General features: G+C 66.2%; 21 protein-coding genes. 11 read left to right on the top strand and 10 right to left on the bottom strand.

All coding sequences use genetic code 11. The annotated features are described in order from the left end of the window. Positions 1–38 precede the first annotated feature (38 nt). A complete protein-coding gene (locus HTIA_RS06940; RefSeq protein WP_008526144.1) occupies positions 39–239 on the top strand; it encodes a DUF7535 family protein in 201 nt (66 codons plus the stop codon). A gap of 27 nt (positions 240–266) precedes the next feature. Here the strand turns inward: HTIA_RS06940 and HTIA_RS06935 are convergent, their stop codons facing one another. From HTIA_RS06935 to HTIA_RS06925, 3 genes are all read right to left on the bottom strand, one after another. Beyond that, on the bottom strand, positions 267–614 hold the full coding sequence (locus tag HTIA_RS06935) for a hypothetical protein (protein ID WP_008526146.1): 348 nt from the start codon (positions 612–614) through the stop codon (positions 267–269). A 140-nt stretch (positions 615–754) separates the two neighbouring features. Beyond that, a complete protein-coding gene (locus tag HTIA_RS06930) occupies positions 755–2,140 on the bottom strand; it encodes a sensor histidine kinase (protein WP_008526148.1) in 1,386 nt (461 codons plus the stop codon). Positions 2,141–2,316: 176 nt separating this feature from the next. Next, complete coding sequence (locus HTIA_RS06925) at positions 2,317–3,147, bottom strand: alpha/beta fold hydrolase (protein ID WP_008526150.1); 831 nt, start codon at positions 3,145–3,147, stop codon at positions 2,317–2,319. A 196-nt stretch (positions 3,148–3,343) separates the two neighbouring features. On the opposite strand from HTIA_RS06925, the gene HTIA_RS06920 reads away from it, so the two are divergent. The 3 genes from HTIA_RS06920 (at position 3,344) to priL (ending at position 5,960) form a co-directional block, all read left to right on the top strand. Next, the gene (locus HTIA_RS06920; protein WP_008526152.1) at positions 3,344–4,087 is read left to right on the top strand and encodes a DNA polymerase sliding clamp; all 744 of its coding nucleotides are present in this window, start codon (positions 3,344–3,346) and stop codon (positions 4,085–4,087) included. A gap of 133 nt (positions 4,088–4,220) precedes the next feature. Further along, a complete protein-coding gene (locus HTIA_RS06915) occupies positions 4,221–4,823 on the top strand; it encodes a DUF7139 domain-containing protein (protein ID WP_008526154.1) in 603 nt (200 codons plus the stop codon). 51 nt (positions 4,824–4,874) lie between these two features. Beyond that, a complete protein-coding gene (gene priL, locus HTIA_RS06910; protein WP_008526156.1) occupies positions 4,875–5,960 on the top strand; it encodes a DNA primase regulatory subunit PriL in 1,086 nt (361 codons plus the stop codon). Here the strand turns inward: priL and HTIA_RS06905 are convergent. The 3 genes from HTIA_RS06905 to HTIA_RS06895 form a co-directional block, all read right to left on the bottom strand. Next, a complete protein-coding gene (locus HTIA_RS06905) occupies positions 5,957–6,247 on the bottom strand; it encodes a DUF7472 family protein (protein ID WP_008526157.1) in 291 nt (96 codons plus the stop codon). The genes priL and HTIA_RS06905 overlap by 4 nt on opposite strands. Positions 6,248–6,388: 141 nt before the next feature. After that, a complete protein-coding gene (gene hjc, locus HTIA_RS06900) occupies positions 6,389–6,910 on the bottom strand; it encodes a Holliday junction resolvase Hjc (protein ID WP_008526158.1) in 522 nt (173 codons plus the stop codon). 67 nt (positions 6,911–6,977) lie between these two features. After that, positions 6,978–7,850, bottom strand: a complete 873-nt coding sequence (locus HTIA_RS06895) for a universal stress protein (protein WP_008526159.1) — start codon at positions 7,848–7,850, stop codon at positions 6,978–6,980. A 176-nt stretch (positions 7,851–8,026) separates the two neighbouring features. On the opposite strand from HTIA_RS06895, the gene HTIA_RS06890 reads away from it, so the two are divergent. Further along, positions 8,027–10,399, top strand: coding sequence for a DEAD/DEAH box helicase (locus HTIA_RS06890; RefSeq protein WP_008526160.1), 2,373 nt, complete (start codon positions 8,027–8,029; stop codon positions 10,397–10,399). Between the two features lie 18 nt (positions 10,400–10,417). On the opposite strand, the gene HTIA_RS06885 is transcribed toward HTIA_RS06890, so the two are convergent. The 4 genes from HTIA_RS06885 to HTIA_RS06870 form a co-directional block, all read right to left on the bottom strand. Then, the gene (locus tag HTIA_RS06885; RefSeq protein ID WP_008526161.1) at positions 10,418–10,792 is read right to left on the bottom strand and encodes a cyclophilin-like fold protein; all 375 of its coding nucleotides are present in this window, start codon (positions 10,790–10,792) and stop codon (positions 10,418–10,420) included. A 42-nt stretch (positions 10,793–10,834) separates the two neighbouring features. After that, positions 10,835–11,476, bottom strand: coding sequence for an HAD family hydrolase (locus tag HTIA_RS06880; RefSeq protein ID WP_008526162.1), 642 nt, complete (start codon positions 11,474–11,476; stop codon positions 10,835–10,837). An 83-nt stretch (positions 11,477–11,559) separates the two neighbouring features. Further along, the gene (locus HTIA_RS06875; protein ID WP_008526163.1) at positions 11,560–12,135 is read right to left on the bottom strand and encodes an LURP-one-related/scramblase family protein; all 576 of its coding nucleotides are present in this window, start codon (positions 12,133–12,135) and stop codon (positions 11,560–11,562) included. A gap of 88 nt (positions 12,136–12,223) precedes the next feature. After that, complete coding sequence (locus HTIA_RS06870) at positions 12,224–12,841, bottom strand: thermonuclease family protein (protein WP_008526164.1); 618 nt, start codon at positions 12,839–12,841, stop codon at positions 12,224–12,226. 134 nt (positions 12,842–12,975) lie between these two features. Between HTIA_RS06870 and HTIA_RS06865 the strand changes: the two genes are divergently transcribed. The 6 genes from HTIA_RS06865 to pheT all read left to right on the top strand — a co-directional run bounded on the left by HTIA_RS06865 (position 12,976) and on the right by pheT (position 21,759). Further along, on the top strand, positions 12,976–13,731 hold the full coding sequence (locus HTIA_RS06865) for an endonuclease NucS domain-containing protein (protein ID WP_008526165.1): 756 nt from the start codon (positions 12,976–12,978) through the stop codon (positions 13,729–13,731). A gap of 80 nt (positions 13,732–13,811) precedes the next feature. Further along, positions 13,812–14,858 carry a tRNA-intron lyase gene (gene endA / locus HTIA_RS06860; RefSeq protein ID WP_008526166.1) on the top strand — a complete coding sequence of 349 codons (1,047 nt, stop codon included), beginning with the start codon at positions 13,812–13,814 and terminating at the stop codon, positions 14,856–14,858. Positions 14,859–15,062: 204 nt separating this feature from the next. Further along, positions 15,063–16,676, top strand: coding sequence for a tryptophan--tRNA ligase (locus HTIA_RS06855; RefSeq protein ID WP_008526168.1), 1,614 nt, complete (start codon positions 15,063–15,065; stop codon positions 16,674–16,676). A gap of 74 nt (positions 16,677–16,750) precedes the next feature. Further along, on the top strand, positions 16,751–18,247 hold the full coding sequence (locus HTIA_RS06850) for an MATE family efflux transporter (protein ID WP_008526170.1): 1,497 nt from the start codon (positions 16,751–16,753) through the stop codon (positions 18,245–18,247). 258 nt (positions 18,248–18,505) lie between these two features. Next, on the top strand, positions 18,506–20,011 hold the full coding sequence (gene pheS / locus HTIA_RS06845; RefSeq protein ID WP_008526172.1) for a phenylalanine--tRNA ligase subunit alpha: 1,506 nt from the start codon (positions 18,506–18,508) through the stop codon (positions 20,009–20,011). Further along, the gene (gene pheT, locus HTIA_RS06840; RefSeq protein ID WP_008526173.1) at positions 20,011–21,759 is read left to right on the top strand and encodes a phenylalanine--tRNA ligase subunit beta; all 1,749 of its coding nucleotides are present in this window, start codon (positions 20,011–20,013) and stop codon (positions 21,757–21,759) included. The genes pheS and pheT overlap by 1 nt, the downstream gene beginning before the upstream one ends. Positions 21,760–22,010 lie beyond the last annotated feature (251 nt).

Here is a 22,010-nt window from a genome sequence, read left to right as displayed (position 1 = left end):
TGCGGACCTTTTATTGGTACTCTGACCGTAGGACTGGTATGAGCACATCCGAGGACGACGGGGCCATCGAGGAGGCGCTCCGGACGGTCACGCCGCTGACGACGGAAGGGCCCAACCTGCAGATGAACGTGGTCGGCTATCTCGTCATGCTGCCGATCCTGTTTCTACTCTTGCCCCTCCTGCCGTTCGCCGTCCTGTATCTGATCCTCTCGAAAGGCGCAAAAGCGCTTCGTGGGTAGCCCGTTCGTCGCGTCCGATCGCGCCCGTCAGCTTTTCTCGACGAACGTCGCGTCCGCCGAGGTCCGGCCCTCGTTGAACGAGAGCACTTTCGCGCGGATGACCTCGCCCTGGCTGACGTCTGCCGGGACGTCCTCGGTGAACAGGACGAATCCCTCGACCTTGCCGACGGCGATGCGCTCGCCGGAGTGGTGATCGGTGAACTCGACGACGCCGAACTCGTAGCTCTCGCCCAGCTCGACCGGTGGCTCCCGGTTCTGGGCGGCCTCGTGTGCCTGCCGCGAGGCGGCCGTCTCAGACGAGCGGCCCAACCACAGGACCGCCACGATGGCGACGACGAGGCCCACCCCGCCGGCGATAACCCAGATTTCGTCCATGACTCCTCGCACAAGGCGGTGATCAATGACACTGGCGGTTGATTGGCAGGAGAACCGTTTCTGTCAGTGGACGTCCCACTCACGTAGGGTCACCGCCTTCCCGCCTCGCCGTGACGGAACGCTCGCCGGAACACCAGCCGTCAGGGATACTGGACGTGCCGAAATTCGAACCGTGCGCCGCTCTGGGATGACGCCGTCACCGCGACACGCCAGTCGTGGCCGCGAGCGACAGAGCGGACGATGTCGAGGCCGAGGCCAGTGCCGGTCGATTTCGACGAGTTCCCGGGCTCGAAGACACTCTCGCGTTCGTCGGCGGGGATGCCTGGCCCGTCGTCGGCAACGAAAAACCCGTCACCGTCCGCGAGATCGCCGACAGTGACCGCGACATCGTTCCCGGCGTGTTCACGCGCGTTCCGGAAGAGATTCTCGAACAGCTGTTGGAACCGGTCTTCGTCGGCCAGGATGGTTGTCGCAGTCTCTACACTGAGGGTCATCTCACCCGTATCGATGGAGCGCCACGCCTGGGTGGCCGCTGAATCGAGGTCGACCGGTTTCAGGTCGCCGACAGATTTGCCTTCCCGAGCGAGCGTGAGTAGATCGTCGATCAGGGTCTCTATCCGATCGAGCGCAGAGGCGACCCGTTCGAGATGCTGTTCGTCGCCCGGAGCGTCCACGAGTTCGAGATTCCCGGCTGCCACGTTCAGCGGGTTCCGGAGGTCGTGACTCACGACGCTCGCAAACTGTTCGAGTCGGTCGTTCTTTTCGGAGAGTTCGGCGACGGCCGTCTGGAGGTCTTTTTCAGTCCTCTTCAGATTGGTCCCGTCCGTGATGATCGCAAACGCACGGCGTGTCCCGTCGTACTGGTACGGAGTCAGTCGGAGACGGTAGTAGTGAGTGTCCCCAGACGCCGATATGGTAAACTCGTCCGTGACTGGCGTCCCTGCCTCGGCGGCGGTGTGGATGTCCGCGTCGACGTCATCGAGGTCGACGACAGCGCTGAATTGCTGTCCTTCGTAGTTTCCATCGATCGGGAAGTGATTCCGAAACGCGTCGTTCACGGCAACGATCGAAAACGCGTTATCGCTGATAGACAGGTCTGCGACCGCGGTTGGTGCCCGCTCGAACAGTGCTTTCCACCGGTGTCGATCGCGGTCGGCGCTTGCCAGGGCCTGCCTGGTCTGGCTGATCTTCGTGCCGGCCACTCCGCCCGCTACTCCACCGCCGATAGCTGCCTGTGCTACTGCGAGGAACGAACCAGTGTCGCCGCCCACGATCCACAGTCCCAGCCCAGCGCCTGCAAGCGTCCCTCCAGCGCTCCATATCGCCACTGTCTTCCAGTCCCACCGCTCGGCGCGGCGGTGTAGATATCCAGCCATCAACAGGGCCGGACCGCCGAGTACGACCACACTCAGTGCTTGTGATGTCGCGGCCCCGTCCAACCGAACCAGCCATCTCATCCCGATTGCGAGTTCGGCTGACAGGGCTTTCGCCGCTCCCATCGTGGATAGCGCGAGGGACAGATCCATTCCCTGGTCTGTCTATGGGTATACCGCAGCTATTAGCGTTCCGCTGAATTCTCGGAAGTGATACTGACACCGTTCGACCTGTGAACTGCCTCGGCCTGTTCCGCCCGTAGATACGGGAGTGCGAGGCATCGGCCTGGCTTGCTGGAGCGAACGAGATCGACCGAACAGTACGCTCGTCACACCGTCTCGAGGAACGCCCGGAGCTCCTCGGTCGCCCGCTCGCGCTCGTCCCAGAAGACGCAGTGTCCGGCGTCCTCGATGTGCACGATTTGCCCGTCCCGGAGGTGGCCAGCGATCTCCCCTTCGCGCTGACGTTCGGCCTCCTCGGCGTCGGCTTTCAGGATGAGCGTCGGGGCCTCGATATCGCCGTAGGTCTCGATTGGATCGACAAATTCCCCGTCGGACACGCGACCGATCTCGGGTCTGAGTCGCTGTCTGGCTTCGGCCACGCGGCGGGCGAGATCCGGCTGTCCGCGCTCGGCGAGGTCGCTGAACATGGGATCGACTTCGAGGAGTTCCGCGACGCTGTGATCGCGCCACCACGCGATCTGCTCGGCGATATCCTCACCTGGATCTTCCTCGATTACTTCGTTGACTCCCTCGAGCATCCAGACCGGATCTTCGAGAACGACGGCTCGCGGCCGGTCCGGTTGCGTAGCCGCCGCCTTTGTGACCGTGTCGGCACCCATGGAGTGGCCGAACAGGATGGGGTCTTCGAGACCGAGCGTATCGAGCAATCCGAGTAAGTCCGCCGCTCGCTCGGACGGGCCGTAGCCCTCGTCGGGGGCGGCCGAGCGGCCGTGCCCGCGAGCGTCGTACAGCACGACGTCGAACTCGTCGCCGAGTTCACGGGCCAGGTCGAGCCGACAGTACCCGTCGTCGGTGAAGCCATGAGAGACGACGACGGGCGGCCCCGATCCGTTCGTCCGGCAGTAGTGCAACTCGATGCCGTTGGCCTCGACGAAGCCACGCTCCCAGCCGTCCGGAATCTCAGTCTGTCCACTCATCAGGGTTGACCTCACGGCCGGGGCAAAAAATGATACTGCATTGCTCGGGCGTGTGTCGACGCCCGGTTGTCGCTTTTCCGGAGACCCGTCCCAACAACGACGGGTCTCGGCGTGGAAAGTCACCGATCGCCGTTATCGATTGTCGCCGCCGCAACGTGAAGTCTTTTTAATGGATGCGGTCGTACCTCGCTCCAAGATGTTCAACGCCATCGTGAGTGCGGACACGCTGGGGACGGCACTCGACTCCGTCAGCGTGCTGGTCGAGGAGTGTAAACTGCGGCTCGAAGACGACGGCCTGGAGATCCGGGCCGTCGATCCGGCCAACGTCGGCATGGTCGACCTGACGCTGTCGGCCGCCGCCTTCGAGTCCTACGAGACCGACGGCGGCGTCATCGGCGTCAACCTCTCGCGACTCCAGGACATCGCGGGGATGGCCGATTCCGACCAGCTCATCCACCTCGAACTCGACGAGGAGACCCGCAAGCTCGAGATCGCGATCGACGGCCTCGAATATACCCTCGCGCTGATCGACCCCGACTCGATCCGCCAGGAACCCGACCTGCCCGACCTCGATCTCGCCTCGGAGATCGTCCTCGAAGGTCGGGACGTCGACCGCGCCGTGACGGCCTCGGACATGGTCAGCGATCACGTCGCACTGGGCGTCGACGACACCGACGAACTGTTCTACGTCGACGCGGAGGGCGACACCGACGACGTCCACCTCGAACTCGGTCGTGAGGACCTCATCGACCTCACTGCGGGCCCTGCCCGCTCGTTGTTCTCGCTCGACTATCTCAAGGACATGAACAAGGCGATCCCGAACGACGCCGAGGTGCGGATGGAACTCGGCGAGGAGTTCCCCGTCAAGATGCACTTCGACATCGCCGAGGGACAGGGCTCGGTCACCTACATGCTCGCGCCCCGGGTCCAGAGCGACTGATCGTCGCGTCCACGGCGTCACTCATCGGCGCGTGCCGACCGTGCGATGGCGTCACCGATGCTGACGACGGTAGTCCTGCTGTCTTGCGTCCGTCTGACGTATCGTTTTGTGTGTCGAGACCGACGGGTCGCATATGCCGAGTCTCGGCGAAGCCTACGACGATGCCCGGTGGGGTGACCGGAGCCCGCGCCAGGTTCACGCCGGGATCGCCGTCTTCCTCGCGGGCGCGCTCGCCGTCGTCGTGGCGATCGCCCTCGTCACGACCCCGCTCGCGGACGTGTTCGGACTGAATTCGGTCGCGACCTACCGGGTCGCCGGGGTGATCGCCGGCGTGGGTGTCCCGGGGACGTTCCTGGGTGTCGTCGCCGTGCTGCCGTCGAGTCGCCGCCAGCGACTCGGGGTCGTCCTCGGGACCGCCGTCGCCGTCGGCGGCGTCGCGCTGTTCTGGTACGCCTACCCCGCCCACTGGACCGCAACCGATAGTTCTCTCGCGTTTCCCACTGCCGCCGTCTACTTCCTCGGCGGCGCACTCGCGCTGTGGTTCGTCTTCGCCACGCTCGCGAACTCCCACGTCCGCAACGACCCCCACGGGACGGTTCGCCTCCGCCTGACGCGCCAGGGTGAGTCCCGCGTCGTCGAAGTGAGTCGAGACGACTACCGGCGATACGCGGCCGCAATCAGTGACGGCGGCGAGGACGAGCGGGTCATCCGCGAGATCGAGTCGAAGTACGAGTGAGAGACGGCCAGTCCCGAGGCTTTATTCCCGGCCAGTCCAATCGACGTGTCGATGGAGTCGCTTCACGCCCGGTATCCGTTCCTCGAGGCGTCCCGCCAGGCCGTCGAGGCGGCCGACGTCGACCTCGGCACGGTCGTTTCCCAGCGTGGCCCGGCCGTCGACCGCGGTCGCGAGCGCGTGGAGTCGGCGCTGTTCGAGGGGAGTGTCGGCGAGACGCATCGCCGGACGCGCGTCGAGTTACTCTCCTACCCGGTGGCTCGCGTCATCGTCTCGCTGATCGACCAGCCGGCGCTGACTCACCGCTACGCCCGAGCGGAGGCCGCGACCGCTCACGAACGCTTCGACGCGGACCTCTCGGCCGGCGACTTTCGCTCGACTGACGGCCAGCGCCTGGACCTGCGGACGTTGCTCTCGGAGTTCGAACTGACAGCGGCTGTCGAGGCCCGAGACGCCGCCAGTCTCGCCGACGCGGATCGGTTTACTGTCGCCATCGGGGCGTATCTCGATCTCGCGGCAGGTCAGCGCGGCGAGCGGTGGCGACTCGTCAATCGGTCGCTCGCCGACGGCCGGGTGCCGGTCGATCGCGAGGAGTTGCTCGAACTCCTCCGGCAGGCCGTCGAAGAGCGGATCTTTGAAGGACTGCCGCTCTCCGTCCCCGAACCGATCGCCGACGCGCTCGCAGAAGACGTCGCGGCTGTCGAGGAACGCCTGGACGAACTCGATCTGACGCGGGAGATCGACACTGTCGTCCCCGAACTGTTCCCGCCGTGTATGACGGCCCTGCTCGATCAGGTCCAGAAGGGCGAACATCTGGCTCACCACTCAAGATTTGCGATCACCTCCTTTTTGGCGTCGATCGGGATGGAGACCGACGACATCGTCGACCTCTACGAGGTCAATCCGGGTTTCGGCGAGGAGATGACGCGCTACCAGACCGATCACATCCGCGGGGAAACGTCGCCGACGGAGTACTCTCCGCCGTCGTGTGCAACGATGCAGTCCTACGGTGATTGCGTCAACATGGACGACCTCTGCGAGGAGATCTCACATCCGCTGAGCTACTACGATGCAAAACTCGAGGACGCCGACGAGGAGGAGATGACCGACTGGCGGGAGCGCGACGAGGCGGACGACTAGTTCGACTCGTCGCCGGCCGCGTTGTCGTCAGTATCGTCACCAGCGTCGTCCCCACCTACAGCAGTCAACTCGTCCACGCCGCCGTCCGAATCCATGCGCGTGAGAGCGAGTCCCGCTCCGGACATGACGATGATAAATCCGACCAGTGCAGCGACCAGTGCGTACCCGCCAGTCGGTCCGAGACTGCCGTCGGTCGAATACATCGTCGTGAGCACTGCCAGGACACCGATGAACCCGACGACGACGACGATAGACACGGCGGCCTCGAGGGCGGTTTGACGCTCCATTGTCTCTGCCCTTCGTTCCGCTGGCCGCTCCAAAAGCGCTTCGAAGCGTTACCGCCGGCACGTCTCCGCCGTTCGACGGTTGGGGGCGCGCCGTCGCCCCTCCGTTTCAGGTGGAGAACGCCGAACTCGCCTGGCGGCCGATCACTCGAGCATTTTGGCGGCTTCTTCCCGGGAGAGGTCGCCGCGCTCGAACGCGGCGAGGACGTCTAGCGTCGCTGCATCGGGGCCGTCGTCCTCGCCCACCTCGTCGAGGCGGACCTTCTCGGAGTGACCGACGAGTTCCGCGAAGTCGACTCCATCGGCGATGGCGGTCTCACGCTTGACGCGGTAGTTACCGCCATCGGTCGTATACAGATCGGCTGGGTGGAAGAAGTACCACGCCTCGCGGTCGAATCGCACGCCGATCCGCGGGCGCGCGCCGAAGTTCCGCGAGAAGAACAAAAGCGCCTCGACCTCCTCGCCGTCGAGATAGATGGGATCGCCGGCGCTCGATTTGGCCTCGATGGCGTAGAAGTCCTCGCCGTCGCCCGCCAGCACGTCCGGGAGTTCGCGTTCAGTGGCCGACCCGCTCGCGGGCGCACGCATCACGGCGAAGCCGGCCTCGTCGAGTTCGTTGACGAGTTCGCGCTCGCGGCGGTCGCCCTTGTCGTTCGAGGCTGCCATTGTGGTCAACTTGCCGCCAGCAGTTTAAAGCGCGTCGGCTGGCGTCCGTCGCGTCGTCGAACTCGACTCACTCCTCCTGTTCACTTCGAACAGTCACGACCGGCACCGGCGCGGACCGGACGGTCTTCTCGGCGACGCTACCCAGTAGGATCCGGTCGACGCCGCGGCGACCGGTCGTGCCCATGACGACGGCCTGGCAGTCTTGGTCGTCGATGGCCGAGAGGATCTCCTCGTCGGGCGACCCGGTTTCGACGTGTGTGGTCGCCTCGACGCCGCGCTTCTCGGCCATGGCGGCCACGTTCGAGACCGCCTCGCGGGCACCCTGATCGAAGTCACCGGTCGTCATGCTCGATTGGACGTCCGGCCCGAGCGCAGCGGTCTCGACCACCGAGAGCACGTCGACCGCGGCGTCCATCGCCGCCGCGAGGTCGAGGCCGTGCTCTGCGGCGCGCCGCGAGGCGTCGCTGGTGTCGGTCGGCAGCAGGATGCGCTCGTAGGGGAACGCGAACGTGTCTTCTTCGGTCATTCGGGCGGTGAGCACCGGGACACTGGAGAGGCGGACCACCTTCTCGGTGACGCTGCCGAGCAGGAAGTGCGAGAGTCCTTCCCGGCCGTGAGTCGGCATCACGAGCAGGTCGTAGTCGTACTCGCTGGCGTACTCGACGATCGTCGCGGCCGGGCTGCCCTGGACGACGTCGGTACTGTACTCGACGCCCAGGGTTTCGAACGTCTCACCGGCCTCGGCGACGAGCTCTTCGCCCCGACGGACCAGGCCGTCGACGACCCCCTGGTCGGTGAGAGCGACGCTGTACTCGTCGGTGTCGGCGACGTGCACCAGCCGGATCTCGGCGTCGAAGCGGTGGGCGATCTCGCCCGCGTGATGGAGAACCTCGGCGTTTTCCGTCTGCTCGTCGACCGGGAGGAGGATCTGGTCGTACATACTTCCAGATCCACTCGCCGACAGGATAAAGCAGGGGGACCGTTCGGCCGTCTCACCGATCGGTCTCGTGGATCGCGTCGTCGATCGGAACGATCTGTCGCCGACAGAAACGCCTATGCCCGGCCCGCCCCGTCTCCAACCTACGCGTGGCAGAGCCAGTCGAGAGCCCAAAAACGGTGCCCGTCGCCGACGTGTTGCCCGAGTTCGCATCGGCGTTCCCATTCGAGTCGTTCAACGCGATGCAGGCAGAGACACTGCCCGCACTGCTCGAGCGCGAGGCGAACGTCGTCGTGAGCGCGCCGACTGCCAGTGGCAAGACCGCGATCGCGGAGGTCGCCATCGCGAAGACCATCGATCGGGGCGGGACGGCGCTGTTTCTCGCTCCGTTGCGCGCGCTCACCAACGAGAAGGAGAGCGAGTGGGATCGCTTCGAGGAACTGGGCTACTCGGTGTACGTCGTCACCGGCGAGCGCGACCTCAACCCCCGGCGGGCCGAGCGCGCGGACGTCCTCGTCATGACCCCCGAGAAGGCCGACTCGGCGACCCGCAAGCACGACTCTAGCCGCTACAGCTTCGTCACCGACGTCGACTGCGTGGTCATCGACGAGGTTCACCTGCTGGACGCCGATCGCCGCGGGAGTGTGCTGGAAGTCACCATTTCCAGACTTCGAAGACTCTGTGATCCCCGGATCGTCGCCCTCTCGGCGACGATGACCAACATCGACGACGTCGCCGAGTGGCTCGAGGCCCCGCCCGAGACGACCTTCGCCTTCGGCGAGGACTACCGACCGGTCCCCCTCAACGCCGACGTCAAGACCTACAGCCACGGCGAGAACGCCTTCGCGGACAAGTACCGCCGACTCTACCGAGCCCTCGATCTCGTCGAGCCCCACCTCCGGGAGGACGGACAGTCCCTCGTGTTCGTTGCCTCCCGGCAGGACACGGTCCAGGCGGCCAAGAAGACCCGTGACGAACTCACCGAACGGGACATCCCGATCGGTGCCCGGGGCGATTACGACTTCCATAACGACGCCTCCGAACTGAACAACAACACCCTCCGGCAGTCGGTGCTCGACGGCGTGGGCTTTCACCACGCCGGACTCTCCCGGGAGGACAAAAATCTGGTCGAGCAGTGGTTCCGGGAGGGCAAACTCGCCGTCCTCTTCTCGACGTCGACGCTCGCGTGGGGCGTCAACCTGCCAGCCCGGTGTGTCGTGATCCGTGATACCAAATTGCACGACCCCCTGGAGGGCGAGGTCGACATGAGTCCCCTGGACGTGCTCCAGATGCTCGGGCGGGCGGGCCGGCCGGGCTACGACGAGCACGGGTACGCCTGGGTGATCACCGACCGCAGCGAGGCCGACAAGTACCGGCGACTCCTCCGGGACGGCAAGGAGATCGAGTCCCGGTTGGCCGAGAGCCTCGATTCACACCTCAATGCCGAGATCGCGATGGGGACGATCCGGGATCTCGACGACGTGCTCGACTGGCTGGAGACGACGTTCTACTACGTGCGCGCGAACAATGCTCCCGATCGCTACGACGCCGCGGGATCGCTTCGGGAGCAGGCCAGTTCCACGATGCGTGGGCTCGTCGATCGGGGGTTCGTCGAGATGGACGACGATCTCCGGGTCTCGGCGACCGCCCTTGGCCGCCTCGCCTCGCGGTTTTACCTCCGGCTGGATACTGCCCGGCACTTCGGCGATCTCGCCGACGCCGCGGGCGAGGCCGAGCTCACCGAGCGAGACATACTCTCGGCCGTCGCGGGGGCCGGCGAGTTTGACAGCGTCAGCGCCCGAACCGACGAACGCGACGCTGTCCACGCGGTCCTGGGCGACGACCGAACCGATCAGGAGACCGTCGTCGACGTCGATCTCGATTCGGGTCAGCGGAAGGTGCTGGCGATCTTAGAGGCCAGCATGCGCGGGACCACCCCCTCGGAACTCCAGAGCGACGCCTGGGTGATCCGCCAGAACGCCAACCGCCTCCTGGCTGCGCTCCAGGCCTTTCTCGCGGAGTTCGACGGCGCACGCGCGGCGAATCTCGCCCGCCGGATCGAGGCCCGGGTCGAACACGGCATCAGCGACGACGCGGTCGGGCTGACGGCGATCGACGGCGTCGGCTCCGGTCGGGCGAGCAAACTCGCCACCGAGGGGCTGGCGACCCCGGCCGACGTGGTCGAAGCGGGCGTCGAGGGCCTGGTCGCCGCGGGGTTGAGCGAGGGCGTCGCCGAGCGCGTCCTCGACAGTGCGCGCGACCTGCCAGTCATCGATATCGACTGGGGAGCGTTTCCCGACTCGATCCCCCACGGCGAGAACGAGATGTGCGAGGTCACGATCCGGAACACGGCCGGCGGGGCGCGGGCCGGCGTTCGCGTCACCGTCAACGGCGTCGAGATGACGAGCACGGAGACCTATCTCGGCGAGGCGACACTCCCGGTGGGCGTCTTCGGCGGCGACGCCGACGAACTCGAATTCGCCGTCGAGGTGGCGTTTCCCGAACGCCCGATCCAACCGGTCGTCGAGACGCGGACGGTCGCAGTGGCGTGATCGCGACGACGCAGTGGGTCACGCTGCCGACTCGATCCGCACCGTCGCCCCGCCGTCGAGATCCGCCAACGGACTCACGTCCACAATCCGCGCCAGTGGCGCGACCGGGGCTGCCGCTTTCGGCGTCTCGTCGGTGCTCGCCGGCGTCGGCCCCCAGAACAGGGCGATCACTTCACCGCTCGCCCAGTAGGCGATGGTGCCGACCGGAACCTCCTCGTTGGTCGTCTCCGGCTGACCGTCCAGACTCGCGTCGAAGTACAGTTCGTCACCCCACCGGGAAGCCTGTCCCTCGACAGGCAGTACGTCGCCCAGCGCCTCCCGAAGGTCGGGATTGTCTTCGAGCCATTCGGCTTTGAGTGTCCGATCGTCGACGGTGACTTCGAGGTCCGGCATCGCTCGAGAAATGGGCCGCAGGGCTCTTTGGCGATGTGGTTGCTACAACTGCTCCAGAAGCAGTTCCCGCAACTCCTCGACGTCCTCGGCGACGACATCGGGAATCGATCGGTCGATGTCGCTATGCACGCCGGTAAAGCCGATCGTGAACGCGCCCGCCGCTTTCGCCGCGCTCGCGCCGTTCGTCGAGTCCTCGATGGCGACGCAGTCGCTGGGATCCTCGCCGGCACGTTCGGCCGCCCGCTCGTAGACGTCGGCCGCCGGTTTGCCGCGCTCGACGTCGGCCGCGCTGACGATCGCGTCGAAATCGTCCTCGAGGTCGAAACGATCCAGCACGACGTCGATCCAGTGGTGCGGCGAGGAGGTCACCAGCGAGACGCTGTTGCCGTCGGCGCGAACGTCTCGAAGGAGTTCGGGGACGCCCGCGACGATTTCGGCCTCCTCGCCGTAGATCTGCCGGCCCGCTGCCTCGAAGAGTTCGAGAAACTCCTCGCGGGAGATCGCCGCGCCGTAGTTGTCGTCGAGGTAGTCGTAGATCTCGCGGTAGTACATGCCCGTGGTCTCTTCGGGCGGGACCGTCTGGTCGGGGACCGTCGCCGGGTAGATGTCCTCGCTCTCGTGGCGTTTCCAGTGGGCCTCGGAACTGACGATCACGCCGTCCATGTCACAGAGGACTGCAGTCATACCTCGACGTTCGCCAGGCGAGACAAAGCCGTGGCGGTTCGGTCTCACTCTTCGGTGTCAACCGAGCGGTCCGATCGCCACTCTCAGTGATTCTGGATCGCGTCGACGACCATCGCGGCGGCGACGATCGGCTCCTTCGGGACGTCGCTTGCGTCGTCGATAACGATGTCGTATCGGTCTTTCAGCGACAACTCCCCCTCGATCCGCCCGACGTGGTCGCCGTCGAGGTCCGTAATCTCGTACTTGTGTGGAATCCAGCCACCGAAGGGGACGTACGCCCGTGCCAGGGTCACCATCGCGCCACGGGAGTTGATCTCCGCGAGCTTGGCTTCCGTTCGCGCGTCCCGGATCTTCCACGTGTCCTGGAAGATCGAGTAATCGTTGTCGAGGATGACGATCTCCTCGCCGGTCCGGGCGTCAGTGAGGACGTAGTCGCCGGCGACGTCGAGGATCCCACCCGCTTTGACAGTGAACACCGCCTCGCCGTCCGGGCCAACGAACGGGAACTCGTCTTTCAATTTGAGCAGCTTCTGCTTGCCGCGAACCAAAACGTTGCCCTGCTCGTCCTCGGCCCGGTACCTGTTGCGAATCAGTGACTGCACGACGGTATAGCGGTCGTCGGTCAACTCGATTCCCTGGATGTCGTACTTCGTGGCCATGGCTCCCCCTGGCTTGACTCTGGTATATAAACGAATGGAGCGTAGCATGGGGTTGTCTCCGCCCTGCTCTGAGTCCACCGGCGGTGGGCTACGCCGACTTCTCGAAGCCCCAGACGCCGCGATCGGCGGCTTGCGCGTTTCCCTCCGCTGTTGCGAACCGATCGTACAGCCCGAACTCGGTCTCGTAGAGTCGTGCGTACCCGCCCTCGAGTAACTGCTGGCCGAAGACATCGCCGTCGAGCACGACGTAGACGAGCAGTCGGCCGTATCCGCCGCGGCGGCCCGCTAGCTCGTCGGTCACGATACGAACTTCCTCGCCCGCCAGTCGTTGCTCGGCGAACACGCCCGCGTTCTCGGCCCAGTCACGGAGCCACGACAGCCCGGCTTCCGTGTCCGGAATTCCGTCCCACTCGGCCGGGTTCACCTCGGCGTCGGGCTCGGGCGTGTCCACGCCGAGCAGCCGGATCCGCTCGGTGGATCCGTTCTCGAACCTGACGTCCATCGTGTCGCCGTCGATAACCTCGACGACTGTCACCGTCCAGTTCTCGCCGGCAGGGGCCGCCGGTGTCTCCGCAGCCGAGATCTCTACCGCAGTACCGCCAGACCCTGGCGACGTGGCTGTCCCGGCGTCCGGCTGGCCGCCCGGTAGTCCCGTACAGCCGGCGAGCAGCAGGACCGCGATCACGACCACGTCACGTCCGCGCATACCTGTTTCAGGTACGCGAGGAACACGAACTTTCGGGCGCGGGAAGGCGCTGTTTGTGGACCGCCTTCGGTCGGCTTCTCCTGTGACCCCGTTCCGGCCGCGCGTTTATACCGGAGACCGCGACCAACGGGCGTATGCACGACGGAATCCACGTCGTCGCGGGAGAGTGTACGACCACCTTCGACGGCTCGCGCGTCCGCGAGCACGAACAGCGCGGGCAGGTCCTCGTGGTGGTCAAACCGGACAACACGGTCCTGGTTCACGACGCCGAGGGCTACCAGCCGGTCGCGTGGCTCACGCGCGCCGAGACGGTGACCATCGACGGCACACACCTCGCGGCGACCGACGGCGACCAGCGACTCACTGTCGATATCCACGACGAGACCGCGAGCGGGCGCTACCCGGCCAGCGCCGCGGGATCGCCGGTCGGCGAGTGTCCGGACTGCGGGGCCGCACTCGTCCGCGTTACCGACGCCGTCGCCTGTACGGGCTGTGACGCCCGATACGGACTGCCCGGCGACGCGGAAGTGCTCGACCATCGCTGTGAGTGTGGCCTCCCGAAGATGCACGTCGAGCGCGGCCGGGCCTTCGAGATCTGTGTCGATCGCGAGTGTGAGTCCATGGACGACGCCGTCGCCGAGGTCTTCGACCGCGAGTGGGACTGTCCGAACTGCGACGGTGACCTCCGGATCCTCCGGCGCGGCGGTCTGCTCGCGGGCTGTGAGAACTACCCCGAGTGTGACACCGGCTTCGCGTTCCCGGCCGGCGTGGTCGTGGGCGAGTGTGCCTGTGGCCTTCCGCTGTTCGAGACCGCTGGCGGGCGACGATGTCTCGACGCGACCTGTGAGGCCTGGCGGGACGACTCGGGGGGCCTTCCGGCGGAGTCGTGACGGGGCGGCCCGCAGTGGCTGCCCGACAGTGCCCGTGCGCCGATCGTAGCGCCTTTGGCCGCCCGTGGGTTGGTCAGACTATGGAACTGGTCCTGGAGGGAGACGTGGTCCGCGGCGACAGCGAGGCCCGCGAGCGTTTCTACGACTCACGGGGGTACGGCCACGTCGACGCCGGCGGGCTGGTGTTGGCACCCGTCGAGGCTGCCCACCTCCTCTACCGTGGTGACGTCGATCACGTCCGGGACGCGACAAGCGGCGAGGGACTCGACTTCCGGGCGCTCCTCTCTTCTGCCGCTGTCTCGGAGATCGCCGTCTTAGTCTACAAGGACCTCCGGGATCGGGGGTTCTACCTTTCGCCCGCCCGCGAGGGCTGGGTCGACGACCCCGCAGGCGCGGATTTCGTGGTCTACCCCCGCGGGCAGGGGCCCTGGGACGAGGCGGTCGCCTACCGCGTCCGAGCCATCAGTGAACGAACGGCTGTCTCCGCGGCCACGCTGGGGGACAGCGTCCTGGCGGTCGTCGACGAGGAGTCGGCGATCACCTACCTCGAAACCAGCCATCCCGACATCGGTGGGTCGACGACGACTGACCTGCCGACCGGCGTCGCGGCCGACCTGCTGGGCGATCGAGTCCTGGTCTGGGAGCCGCCTGCCACCCTGTATCGCGAGGGCTTCTACGGGCAGCCGCTCGACGACGAGACGGCCGAGCCCCTCCAGCTTTCGCTGATCGAAGCTGCCGCACTGGCTGGGCAAGGAGTCCTCGATGTCGAGGGTGGTGCGGACGCGATCGTCGAGTGCGGCCGCGAGGTCGAGGGCGAGCGCTTCGATCGCCGCCTTTCGGTCTATCGGGCTCTCCGCGGGCGTGGCGTCGTGCCCAAGACGGGCTACAAGTTCGGCGCGGATTTCCGTACCTACGCCGACGTCGAGAGCGTCGACTCGCTGGGGCACTCCGAGTTGCTCGTTCGGGTGTTGCCAGCCGACCACGCGTTCTCGCCGCGGGACCTCGCCTTGGACGTGCGACTGGCCCACGGCGTCCGGAAACGGATGGTGTTCGCGCTGGTGGCCGAGGCTGAGGCCGACGGCGAGCCCCGAATCGAGTGGCTCGAAGTCGCTCGATTGACGCCGTGACGGATAGAAAACCATTAAACCCTGCTGGTGGAGACGTACGCACATGGCGTCCACTTCCCCCGATGTCCGTCGCTGGCACCCCCGGGAAGTGGACAGTGTCGCCGTCGCCGGCCGGCGGGCGTAACCCGTCGCCCGGCGGGCGATGCTCCCTCCGCTTTTTCGACCCGGTGGCTTCGAGCACCAACCACACGAGACACGACACCAATGACGCGAGATTCACACACCGACGACGAATCGACAGACGACCGACGGCGTGAACAGGCTTCGTCCCGACTCCGCACTGACGGCGGGACGCAGGCCGAGGGAGCCGACGACACTACCTTGGACCCGTGGGGCTCCTCGACGGTCTCCGATTACCGCAACCTCTTCGAGGAGTTCGGTATCGAGGCGTTCGACGAGGTACTGCCCGAGGTGCCCGACCCCCACTACCTGATGCGCCGCGGGGTCATCTTCGGCCACCGTGACTACCGACCGGTCGCCCGCGCGATGCGAGAGGACGACCCCTTCGCCGTCCTCTCGGGCTTTATGCCCACCGGCGACCCCCACATCGGCCACAAACTCGTCTTCGACGAGATCATCTGGCATCAACGCCAGGGCGGGGACGCCTACGGCCTCATCGCTGATCTGGAGGCCCACGCCGCCCGTGGGCTGACGTGGGAGGAGATCGACGAGCACGCCAGAGATTACATCCTCTCGCTGCTCGCGCTCGGGTTCGACCCCGAGGCGGGGACGCTCTACCGGCAGTCTGAGAACCGCGAGCTCCAGGATCTGGCGTTCGAACTCGGTGCGGAGGCCCGCTTCGCCGAGTTCGAGGGGATCTACGGCTTCGACGGCGAGACCGACGTCAGCCACATGCAAAGCGTCGTCACCCAGATCGCGGACATCCTCTACCCGCAACTGGATGCACCCCAACCCACCGTCATTCCCGTCGGCCCCGACCAGGACCCGCACATGCGCCTGGCGCGCGACGTCGCCGCCCGGATGCGCTACTTCGGCGTCACGGAGGCGTACGCCTCCTTCGAGACCGACGACGAGGAGCGCGCCCTGCTCGCCGAAGCCTACAAGACACTCTCCGAACAGCACCCCGGCGAGACCATCCGGTGTGGCGACGCTGCGACGTATCTCGACAACGAACGGGATCGGGACGCCACGGACGTCGACGCGACGACGAAGGATCGCGTCATCACGATGCTCCGGGAGGCTGGCAAGGAGCCACTCCGCCCCCGCGTCCGCTTTCTCGATCGCAACGCGACCGAGGAGGCCTTCGAGGCGCTCATCGAGGCGGTTGACGGCGAGAAGCGGGTCTACGACGAGCACATCGACGCCTTCGAACTGGATCACGAGGCCGCCGCGGCACTCGCCCGCGAGGTCGAACTCGCTCACGGCGGGTACGGCTTCCTCCCGCCGTCGTCGATATACCATCGTTTCATGACCGGGCTAACCGGCGGGAAGATGTCTTCGTCCGTCCCGGCGAGCCACATTTCGCTGCTCGACGATCCCGAAGACGGCTACGACAAGGTCCGGGCAGCGACGACGGGTGGCCGCGAGACCGCCGAGGAGCAGCGCGAACTCGGCGGGAAGCCGGACGAGTGCCCGGTCTACGAACTCTACGCCTACCTGCTCGCGGATGACGACGACGAGTTCGCCACCGAAGTCTACGAGGAGTGTGCCGGCGGCGAGCGCCTCTGTGGCGGCTGTAAAGAGCAGGCCGCCGAACTCATGGAATCCTTCCTCGAGGAGCACCAGGACAAACGCGAGGAATGGGCCGATCGACTCGACGAGCTGGACATCGACTTCGACTCCGATCGCGCGCGCTGAACGGTCCCAGCGATCTCGTCTGCAGTTCAGATGGGAAGACCTTTTTCCGAGGACGAACTACGATCTATTACTTCGTGTCTCGCCTTCCGTCGGTAGTCGATAGCGCCGTCCAGTCCCTCAAGCGCGCCGGTTCCCGGGCGAATCCCGTCCGTGGTGTCATTCTCCTCATCGGTCTGGCACTCGCTCGCCTCGGACTGATGGACGCCGACCGCGCACGCCGAGCGACGGATCTCTCCTGGCCACGCGTGGTCACCGGGATCGCCCGGATGTCGAAGAACGCTGCCGACGTCGCGATGGTCGGGGCGGCCTCGGGGCTGGTAGCCAACGACGCCATCTCCGGTGTCGGTCTCGCCGGCCCGTTCTGGGGGCTCGCCTTCGCGTTCGGCGGCGGGTTCGCCGCCGGGACGATCGCGCTCGTCTCCCAGCGATTCGGTGCCGAGGAGTTCGGCCAGCTGGGCCAGGCCGTCCGGTCGAGCTTCGTGGTCGTCGTCGCGGCGACCCTGCCAATCGGCGCGGCCTTCTGGCTATTCCCCGAGTGGCTCATCGGCCTGCTCAACAGCGACGCGCAGGTCGTCGAGTACGGCGCGACGTACCTCCAGATCCTCGGCCTGGGTGTGCCATTCGCCGGGCTGAACCTGGTGGGTAGCCGCGTCCTCATCGGGGCCGACGACGCCCAGATCCCGATGATACTCCGTGGCGGCGGTGCCGTCCTCAACATCGCGCTCAACGGCGTGTTCATCTTCGGCCTCGGGATGGGTGTGGCCGGTGCGGCCTGGGGCACCGTCGCGGCGAACGTCCTCGTCACCGGCCTGTTCATCGTCGGGCTGATCGCCGGCTGGCTCCCCGGAATCGGTGCGTTCCCGGTGTCGGTCTCGCCGCGCGGGACGTACTTTCACTGGGACGACATCACGGACGTCGTCTCGATCGGGACGCCCGTCGTCGGTCGGAACATGACCTGGACGGTCGCCCGCTTCCCCATGCTGTTCATCGTCGGCATGTTCGGGACGACCGTCTTGGCAGCCTACACTGTCGCTCGGCGGATCTGGGGGTTGATGAACGTCCCCGGCTGGGGATTCGGCCTCGCGGCGTCCAGTCTCGTCGGCCAGCACCTCGGCGAGGACGACGAGGAGACCGCCGCAGTCTACGGTCGGGAGATCGTCCTCATGGCGGTCGCGACCTACGCCGTCTCGGCGGCGGTCGTGGCCGTCCTCGCCAGACCGGCGGTCGTCGCGTTCGGGACCGAGGCCGGGGCGGTCCCGATCGCGGTCGGGATGGTCTTTGCGGGCACCATCGCGATCATCCCGCAGGGGGTCAACAGCACCATCGCCGGGGCCTTAGACGCCAGTGGCGACACGAACTGGCCGTTCATCTACCAGGCGCTCGGGGTGTTCGCCGTCTCGATCCCCGCCGCGTATCTGGGGGCGACGACCCCGATCGGCGTCTGGGGCATCTACGTCGCCTTCCTCGGCGAGACGCTCGTCCCTGCAGTGGGTAACTACTACCGCTTCTCGACGGGCAAGTGGAAGGCGATCAGCCGGGAGTACCGCCCGGAGACCGCCCTGGACGACTGAACGGGGCCGTTCTGTGGACGGAACGTTTTTGTGCCACGGCTTGCCAATCAGGGATATGGCACCGAACGCCCAGTTGCGGTGGATCGCCAGCCAGTCGCGAGTCGGTCGGGCGTTCGGCTTTTTTATCGCAGCCTGACTGTCGGTGGACTCGGGGATCGGCTTCGCCCCCCGACGAAACCGACGTCGCAGGTTACGCTCCGGTGTGAGCGAAATTGGGAACCGTTATCCGAGCAACACACGGTACTCCGACAACAACTGATGGAACTCCCGAGCGACCAACTCGCGGTCGTCGAGGCCGCGAGCGCAGACGACCGGCGCACCGTCGAACAGCTACGCGAGGAGACCGGCCTGGACACGGCGGCCGTCACCCGCGCCGCGTTCGAACTCGAAGCCGAGGGGCTGGTGGCCGTCACCGAGACGACCGACGAATCCGTCTCGTTGACCGCGGAGGGCGAGTCCTACCTCGACGCTGGCTTGCCCGAACACCGCCTCTACTCCGCTGCCGTCGAGCAGGGTGCCGAGGAAGGCGGCGTCTCGATGGGACAGGTCGTCGGAGCCGCCGATCTCGATGGCGAGGCCGTCGACATCGCGCTGTCGAACTTCGCCCGGAAGGGCTACGGCGAGATCGAATCCGGCGAGATCACTGCCGAAGCTGACGTTGACCTGAACGACGACGTAGAAGCCGCCGCACTCGACGCCCTCGCTGCGGGCGAACCCGTTGCTGACGAGGACGTCCTCGACCAGCTCGACCGCCGCGGGTTGATCGAGCGCGCAGAGCGTACCGTCCGGTCGGTCGAACTCACCGACGCGGGCGTGACGGAACTTATGGCCGGAATCGAGGAGGCCGAGGAAGTCGATCGCCTCACGCCGGACCTCCTCACCAGCGGGGAGTGGGAGGACGTCGAATTCGCCGACTACAACGTCGAGGCCGACGCCGAAGCCATCGACGGCGGGAAGATGCACCCGCTTCGCGGCATGGCCGAGCGCGTCAAGGAGGTTCTCGTGGGGACGGGATTCGAGGAGATGGACGGTCCCCACGCCGACGCGGAGTTCTGGATCAACGACGCGCTGTTCATGCCACAGGACCACCCCGCGCGCACGCACTGGGACCAGTTCGCGCTGGACGTCCCACCGATGGACGATCTGCCTGACGAGGTCCGCGAGGACGTCGAGGCGGCCCACCGCGTGGGCGCTGGCCCCGACGGCGAGGGGTATCACTCCCCCTGGGGCGAGGAGATGGCCCGCCAGGTCGATCTGCGCGGCCACACCACGTCACTCTCTGCCCGCCACCTTGCCGGCATCGCGCAAGGTGATCTCGAACCGCCACAGCGATTCTTCTCCGTCGAGAAGGCCTACCGCAACGACGAGATCGACGCCACCCACCTCCTGGAGTTCTTCCAGATCGAGGGGTGGGTGATGGCCGAGGACCTCTCGGTGCGGGACCTGATGGGCACGTTCACGGAGTTCTACGAGCAGTTCGGGATCACCGACCTGGAGTTCAAGCCGACCTACAACCCCTACACGGAGCCCAGCTTCGAGCTGTTCGGTGAGCATCCGGTCACGGGCGAGGTCGTCGAGATCGGCAACTCCGGGATCTTCCGGCCGGAGATGCTCGATCCCCTCGGCGTCGAGTGTGACGTGATGGCCTGGGGACTCGCGTTAGAGCGGCTGATGATGCTCGTCACCGGTGCCGAGGACATCCGGGACGTCCACGGCACGCTGGTCGATCTTGACTACTTGCGGACCGAGGAGGTGCGTTACTGATGCCCACTGTCGACATTGACACTGACGAACTTCGCACGCTGACCGGCCACGACGACAAAAGCGACGACGACCTGCGTGATGATCTCTTCGAACTCGGCCTGGAGTACGAGGGCGAGACCGACGAGGGCGAACTACGATTCGAGTTCGAACCAGATCGCCTCGATCGCCTCTCCGTCGAGGGGGTCGCCCGGTCGCTGCGGTATCAGTACGGCGACGATCGGGGCGTATACGTCCCGAAGACCAACGACGCCGACTGGACGATCCACGTCGAGGACGTGCCCGAGGAACGCCCCTACGTCACGGGCGCGGTCGTCCGCGGGCTGGACCTCGACGAGGCATCCCTGGACTCGCTGATCCAGCTCCAGGAGAAACTCCACGCGACGATGGGGCGCAAGCGGGCGAAGGGCGCGATCGGGGTCCACGACCTCACCATGCTCAAGGGGGCGTCTGCGGGTGGGGATGGCGAAAAGAGCGTCCGCTACACCGGGATCGACCGCGACGGCGATACCTTCGTCCCCCTGGAGGGCGACGCCGAGATGACCCCCGGCGAGGTCCTCTCCGAACACCACATCGGCACCGAGTACGCCGACCTCGTCGCCGAGTACGACACCGTCCCCGCGATCTACGACTCGATCGGGCTGTTCTCGTTCCCGCCGGTGGTCAACGGCCGCCGGACGGAGGTCTCGACCGAGTCGCGGGACCTCTTCATCGAGATGACCGGCACCGACCAGTGGACGATCGACCACATGCTGTCGATTGTCTGCTATGCCCTGGACGCCCGCGGTGGGACGATCGAGTCGGTCCGCGTCGAGTACGAGAGCCCACCCGAGGAGTACCGCGAGTCTCTCGTCCGCCCCGATTTCTCGACGAAGACGAAGACCGTCGCCCACGATCGGATCGAGCGCACGCTGGGGATCGAACTCGAACCCGAGGACGTGATCGACCTGCTCGAACGGTCCGGGCTGGACGGCGAGATTGCAGACGAAACAGGAGAACCCACGGAGACGGCCGGTTCGCCAGCCTACGACGTCACGATCCCGCCGTATCGCGTCGACGTACTCCACCCCGTCGACGTGATCGACGACGTCGGGCGGGCCTACGGCTTCAACAATCTCGACCCGCGCTACCCCGCGGTCGGGACGATCGGCGGCCGCCACGAGCGCGCTCGCCTCGAAGAGGCCGTCAGGACTGCGCTGGTCGGGTTTGGCTTCCAGGATCTCCTCAATTTCCATCTGACGAGTGCCGAGGAACTCCACGACCGGATGAAGGTCGGGCCGAGGTCCGACGTCTTGGGCGGTGGCGACCCCGTCGAAGTCCGCAATCCCTACAGCGAGGACTACACCGTCGTCCGGACGTGGCTGTTGCCCTCGATCATGCAGGTCCTCGAGAACAACACGCACCGGCGCTACCCCCAGGACCTCGCGGAGGTCGGCTTCGTCGCGGAGCGCGACGACGAGGTGAACACCGGTGTCGCCGAGGCGCGACATGTCGCGGGCGCGCTCGCGCGTCACGATGTATCCTACGAGGACGCCAAGGCACGCCTTCAGGCGCTGGTGGCGGACTTCGATGCCGAGTTGGCGACGCCACCTACCGACCACCCGTCGTTCATCGACGGCCGGACTGCCGCCGTTGAGATCGACGGCGACGTGGTCGGCGTGATCGGCGAACTCCACCCGTCCGTGCTCGTCGAACACGATTTGGAGCTGCCGGTGGTTGCGTTCGAGTTTACTCTGGCGGCGTTGCGGTAGGCGGCTTTTTCGCCCACGTTTTTCGCGAGAAGCTTTGCTTCGAGCGGAAAAAGGTGGTCGGGCACGATTTGGAGCTGCCGGTGGTTGCGTTCGAGTTTACTCTGGCGGCGTTGCAGTAGGCGGCTTTTTCGCCACCGGGAGCGCAAACACTCCCGAGCCCACACTCGCTTCGCTCGCGTGGACCACGTTTTTCGCGAGAAGTGTCGATGTTGATGGAAAAACCGAGGTCAGTGGTGGGATACTCATTGGCA

It is taken from the genome of Halorhabdus tiamatea SARL4B (assembly GCF_000470655.1).
GTDB classification, from domain to species: domain Archaea; phylum Halobacteriota; class Halobacteria; order Halobacteriales; family Haloarculaceae; genus Halorhabdus; species Halorhabdus tiamatea.
Note: the sequence above shows the minus strand (reverse complement) of the source record. Positions and strands in the feature narration are given on the sequence as shown.

Bases quoted from the DNA above. Each gene is read 5' to 3' on its own strand.
- endA (WP_008526166.1), top strand. From the start codon at position 13,812: ATGGAACTGGTCCTGGAGGGAGACGTGGTCCGCGGCGACAGCGAGGCC.
- hjc (WP_008526158.1), bottom strand. From the start codon at position 6,910: ATGGCAGCCTCGAACGACAAGGGCGACCGCCGCGAGCGCGAACTCGTC.
- HTIA_RS06885 (WP_008526161.1), bottom strand. From the start codon at position 10,792: ATGCCGGACCTCGAAGTCACCGTCGACGATCGGACACTCAAAGCCGAA.
- HTIA_RS06935 (WP_008526146.1), bottom strand. From the start codon at position 614: ATGGACGAAATCTGGGTTATCGCCGGCGGGGTGGGCCTCGTCGTCGCC.
- HTIA_RS06870 (WP_008526164.1), bottom strand. From the start codon at position 12,841: ATGCGCGGACGTGACGTGGTCGTGATCGCGGTCCTGCTGCTCGCCGGC.
- HTIA_RS06880 (WP_008526162.1), bottom strand. From the start codon at position 11,476: ATGACTGCAGTCCTCTGTGACATGGACGGCGTGATCGTCAGTTCCGAG.
- HTIA_RS06940 (WP_008526144.1), top strand. From the start codon at position 39: ATGAGCACATCCGAGGACGACGGGGCCATCGAGGAGGCGCTCCGGACG.
- pheT (WP_008526173.1), top strand. From the start codon at position 20,011: ATGCCCACTGTCGACATTGACACTGACGAACTTCGCACGCTGACCGGC.
- HTIA_RS06925 (WP_008526150.1), bottom strand. From the start codon at position 3,147: ATGAGTGGACAGACTGAGATTCCGGACGGCTGGGAGCGTGGCTTCGTC.
- HTIA_RS06855 (WP_008526168.1), top strand. From the start codon at position 15,063: ATGACGCGAGATTCACACACCGACGACGAATCGACAGACGACCGACGG.
- HTIA_RS06895 (WP_008526159.1), bottom strand. From the start codon at position 7,850: ATGTACGACCAGATCCTCCTCCCGGTCGACGAGCAGACGGAAAACGCC.
- HTIA_RS06930 (WP_008526148.1), bottom strand. From the start codon at position 2,140: ATGGATCTGTCCCTCGCGCTATCCACGATGGGAGCGGCGAAAGCCCTG.
- HTIA_RS06905 (WP_008526157.1), bottom strand. From the start codon at position 6,247: ATGGAGCGTCAAACCGCCCTCGAGGCCGCCGTGTCTATCGTCGTCGTC.
- HTIA_RS06920 (WP_008526152.1), top strand. From the start codon at position 3,344: ATGTTCAACGCCATCGTGAGTGCGGACACGCTGGGGACGGCACTCGAC.
- HTIA_RS06875 (WP_008526163.1), bottom strand. From the start codon at position 12,135: ATGGCCACGAAGTACGACATCCAGGGAATCGAGTTGACCGACGACCGC.
- HTIA_RS06915 (WP_008526154.1), top strand. From the start codon at position 4,221: ATGCCGAGTCTCGGCGAAGCCTACGACGATGCCCGGTGGGGTGACCGG.
- HTIA_RS06865 (WP_008526165.1), top strand. From the start codon at position 12,976: ATGCACGACGGAATCCACGTCGTCGCGGGAGAGTGTACGACCACCTTC.
- pheS (WP_008526172.1), top strand. From the start codon at position 18,506: ATGGAACTCCCGAGCGACCAACTCGCGGTCGTCGAGGCCGCGAGCGCA.
- priL (WP_008526156.1), top strand. From the start codon at position 4,875: ATGGAGTCGCTTCACGCCCGGTATCCGTTCCTCGAGGCGTCCCGCCAG.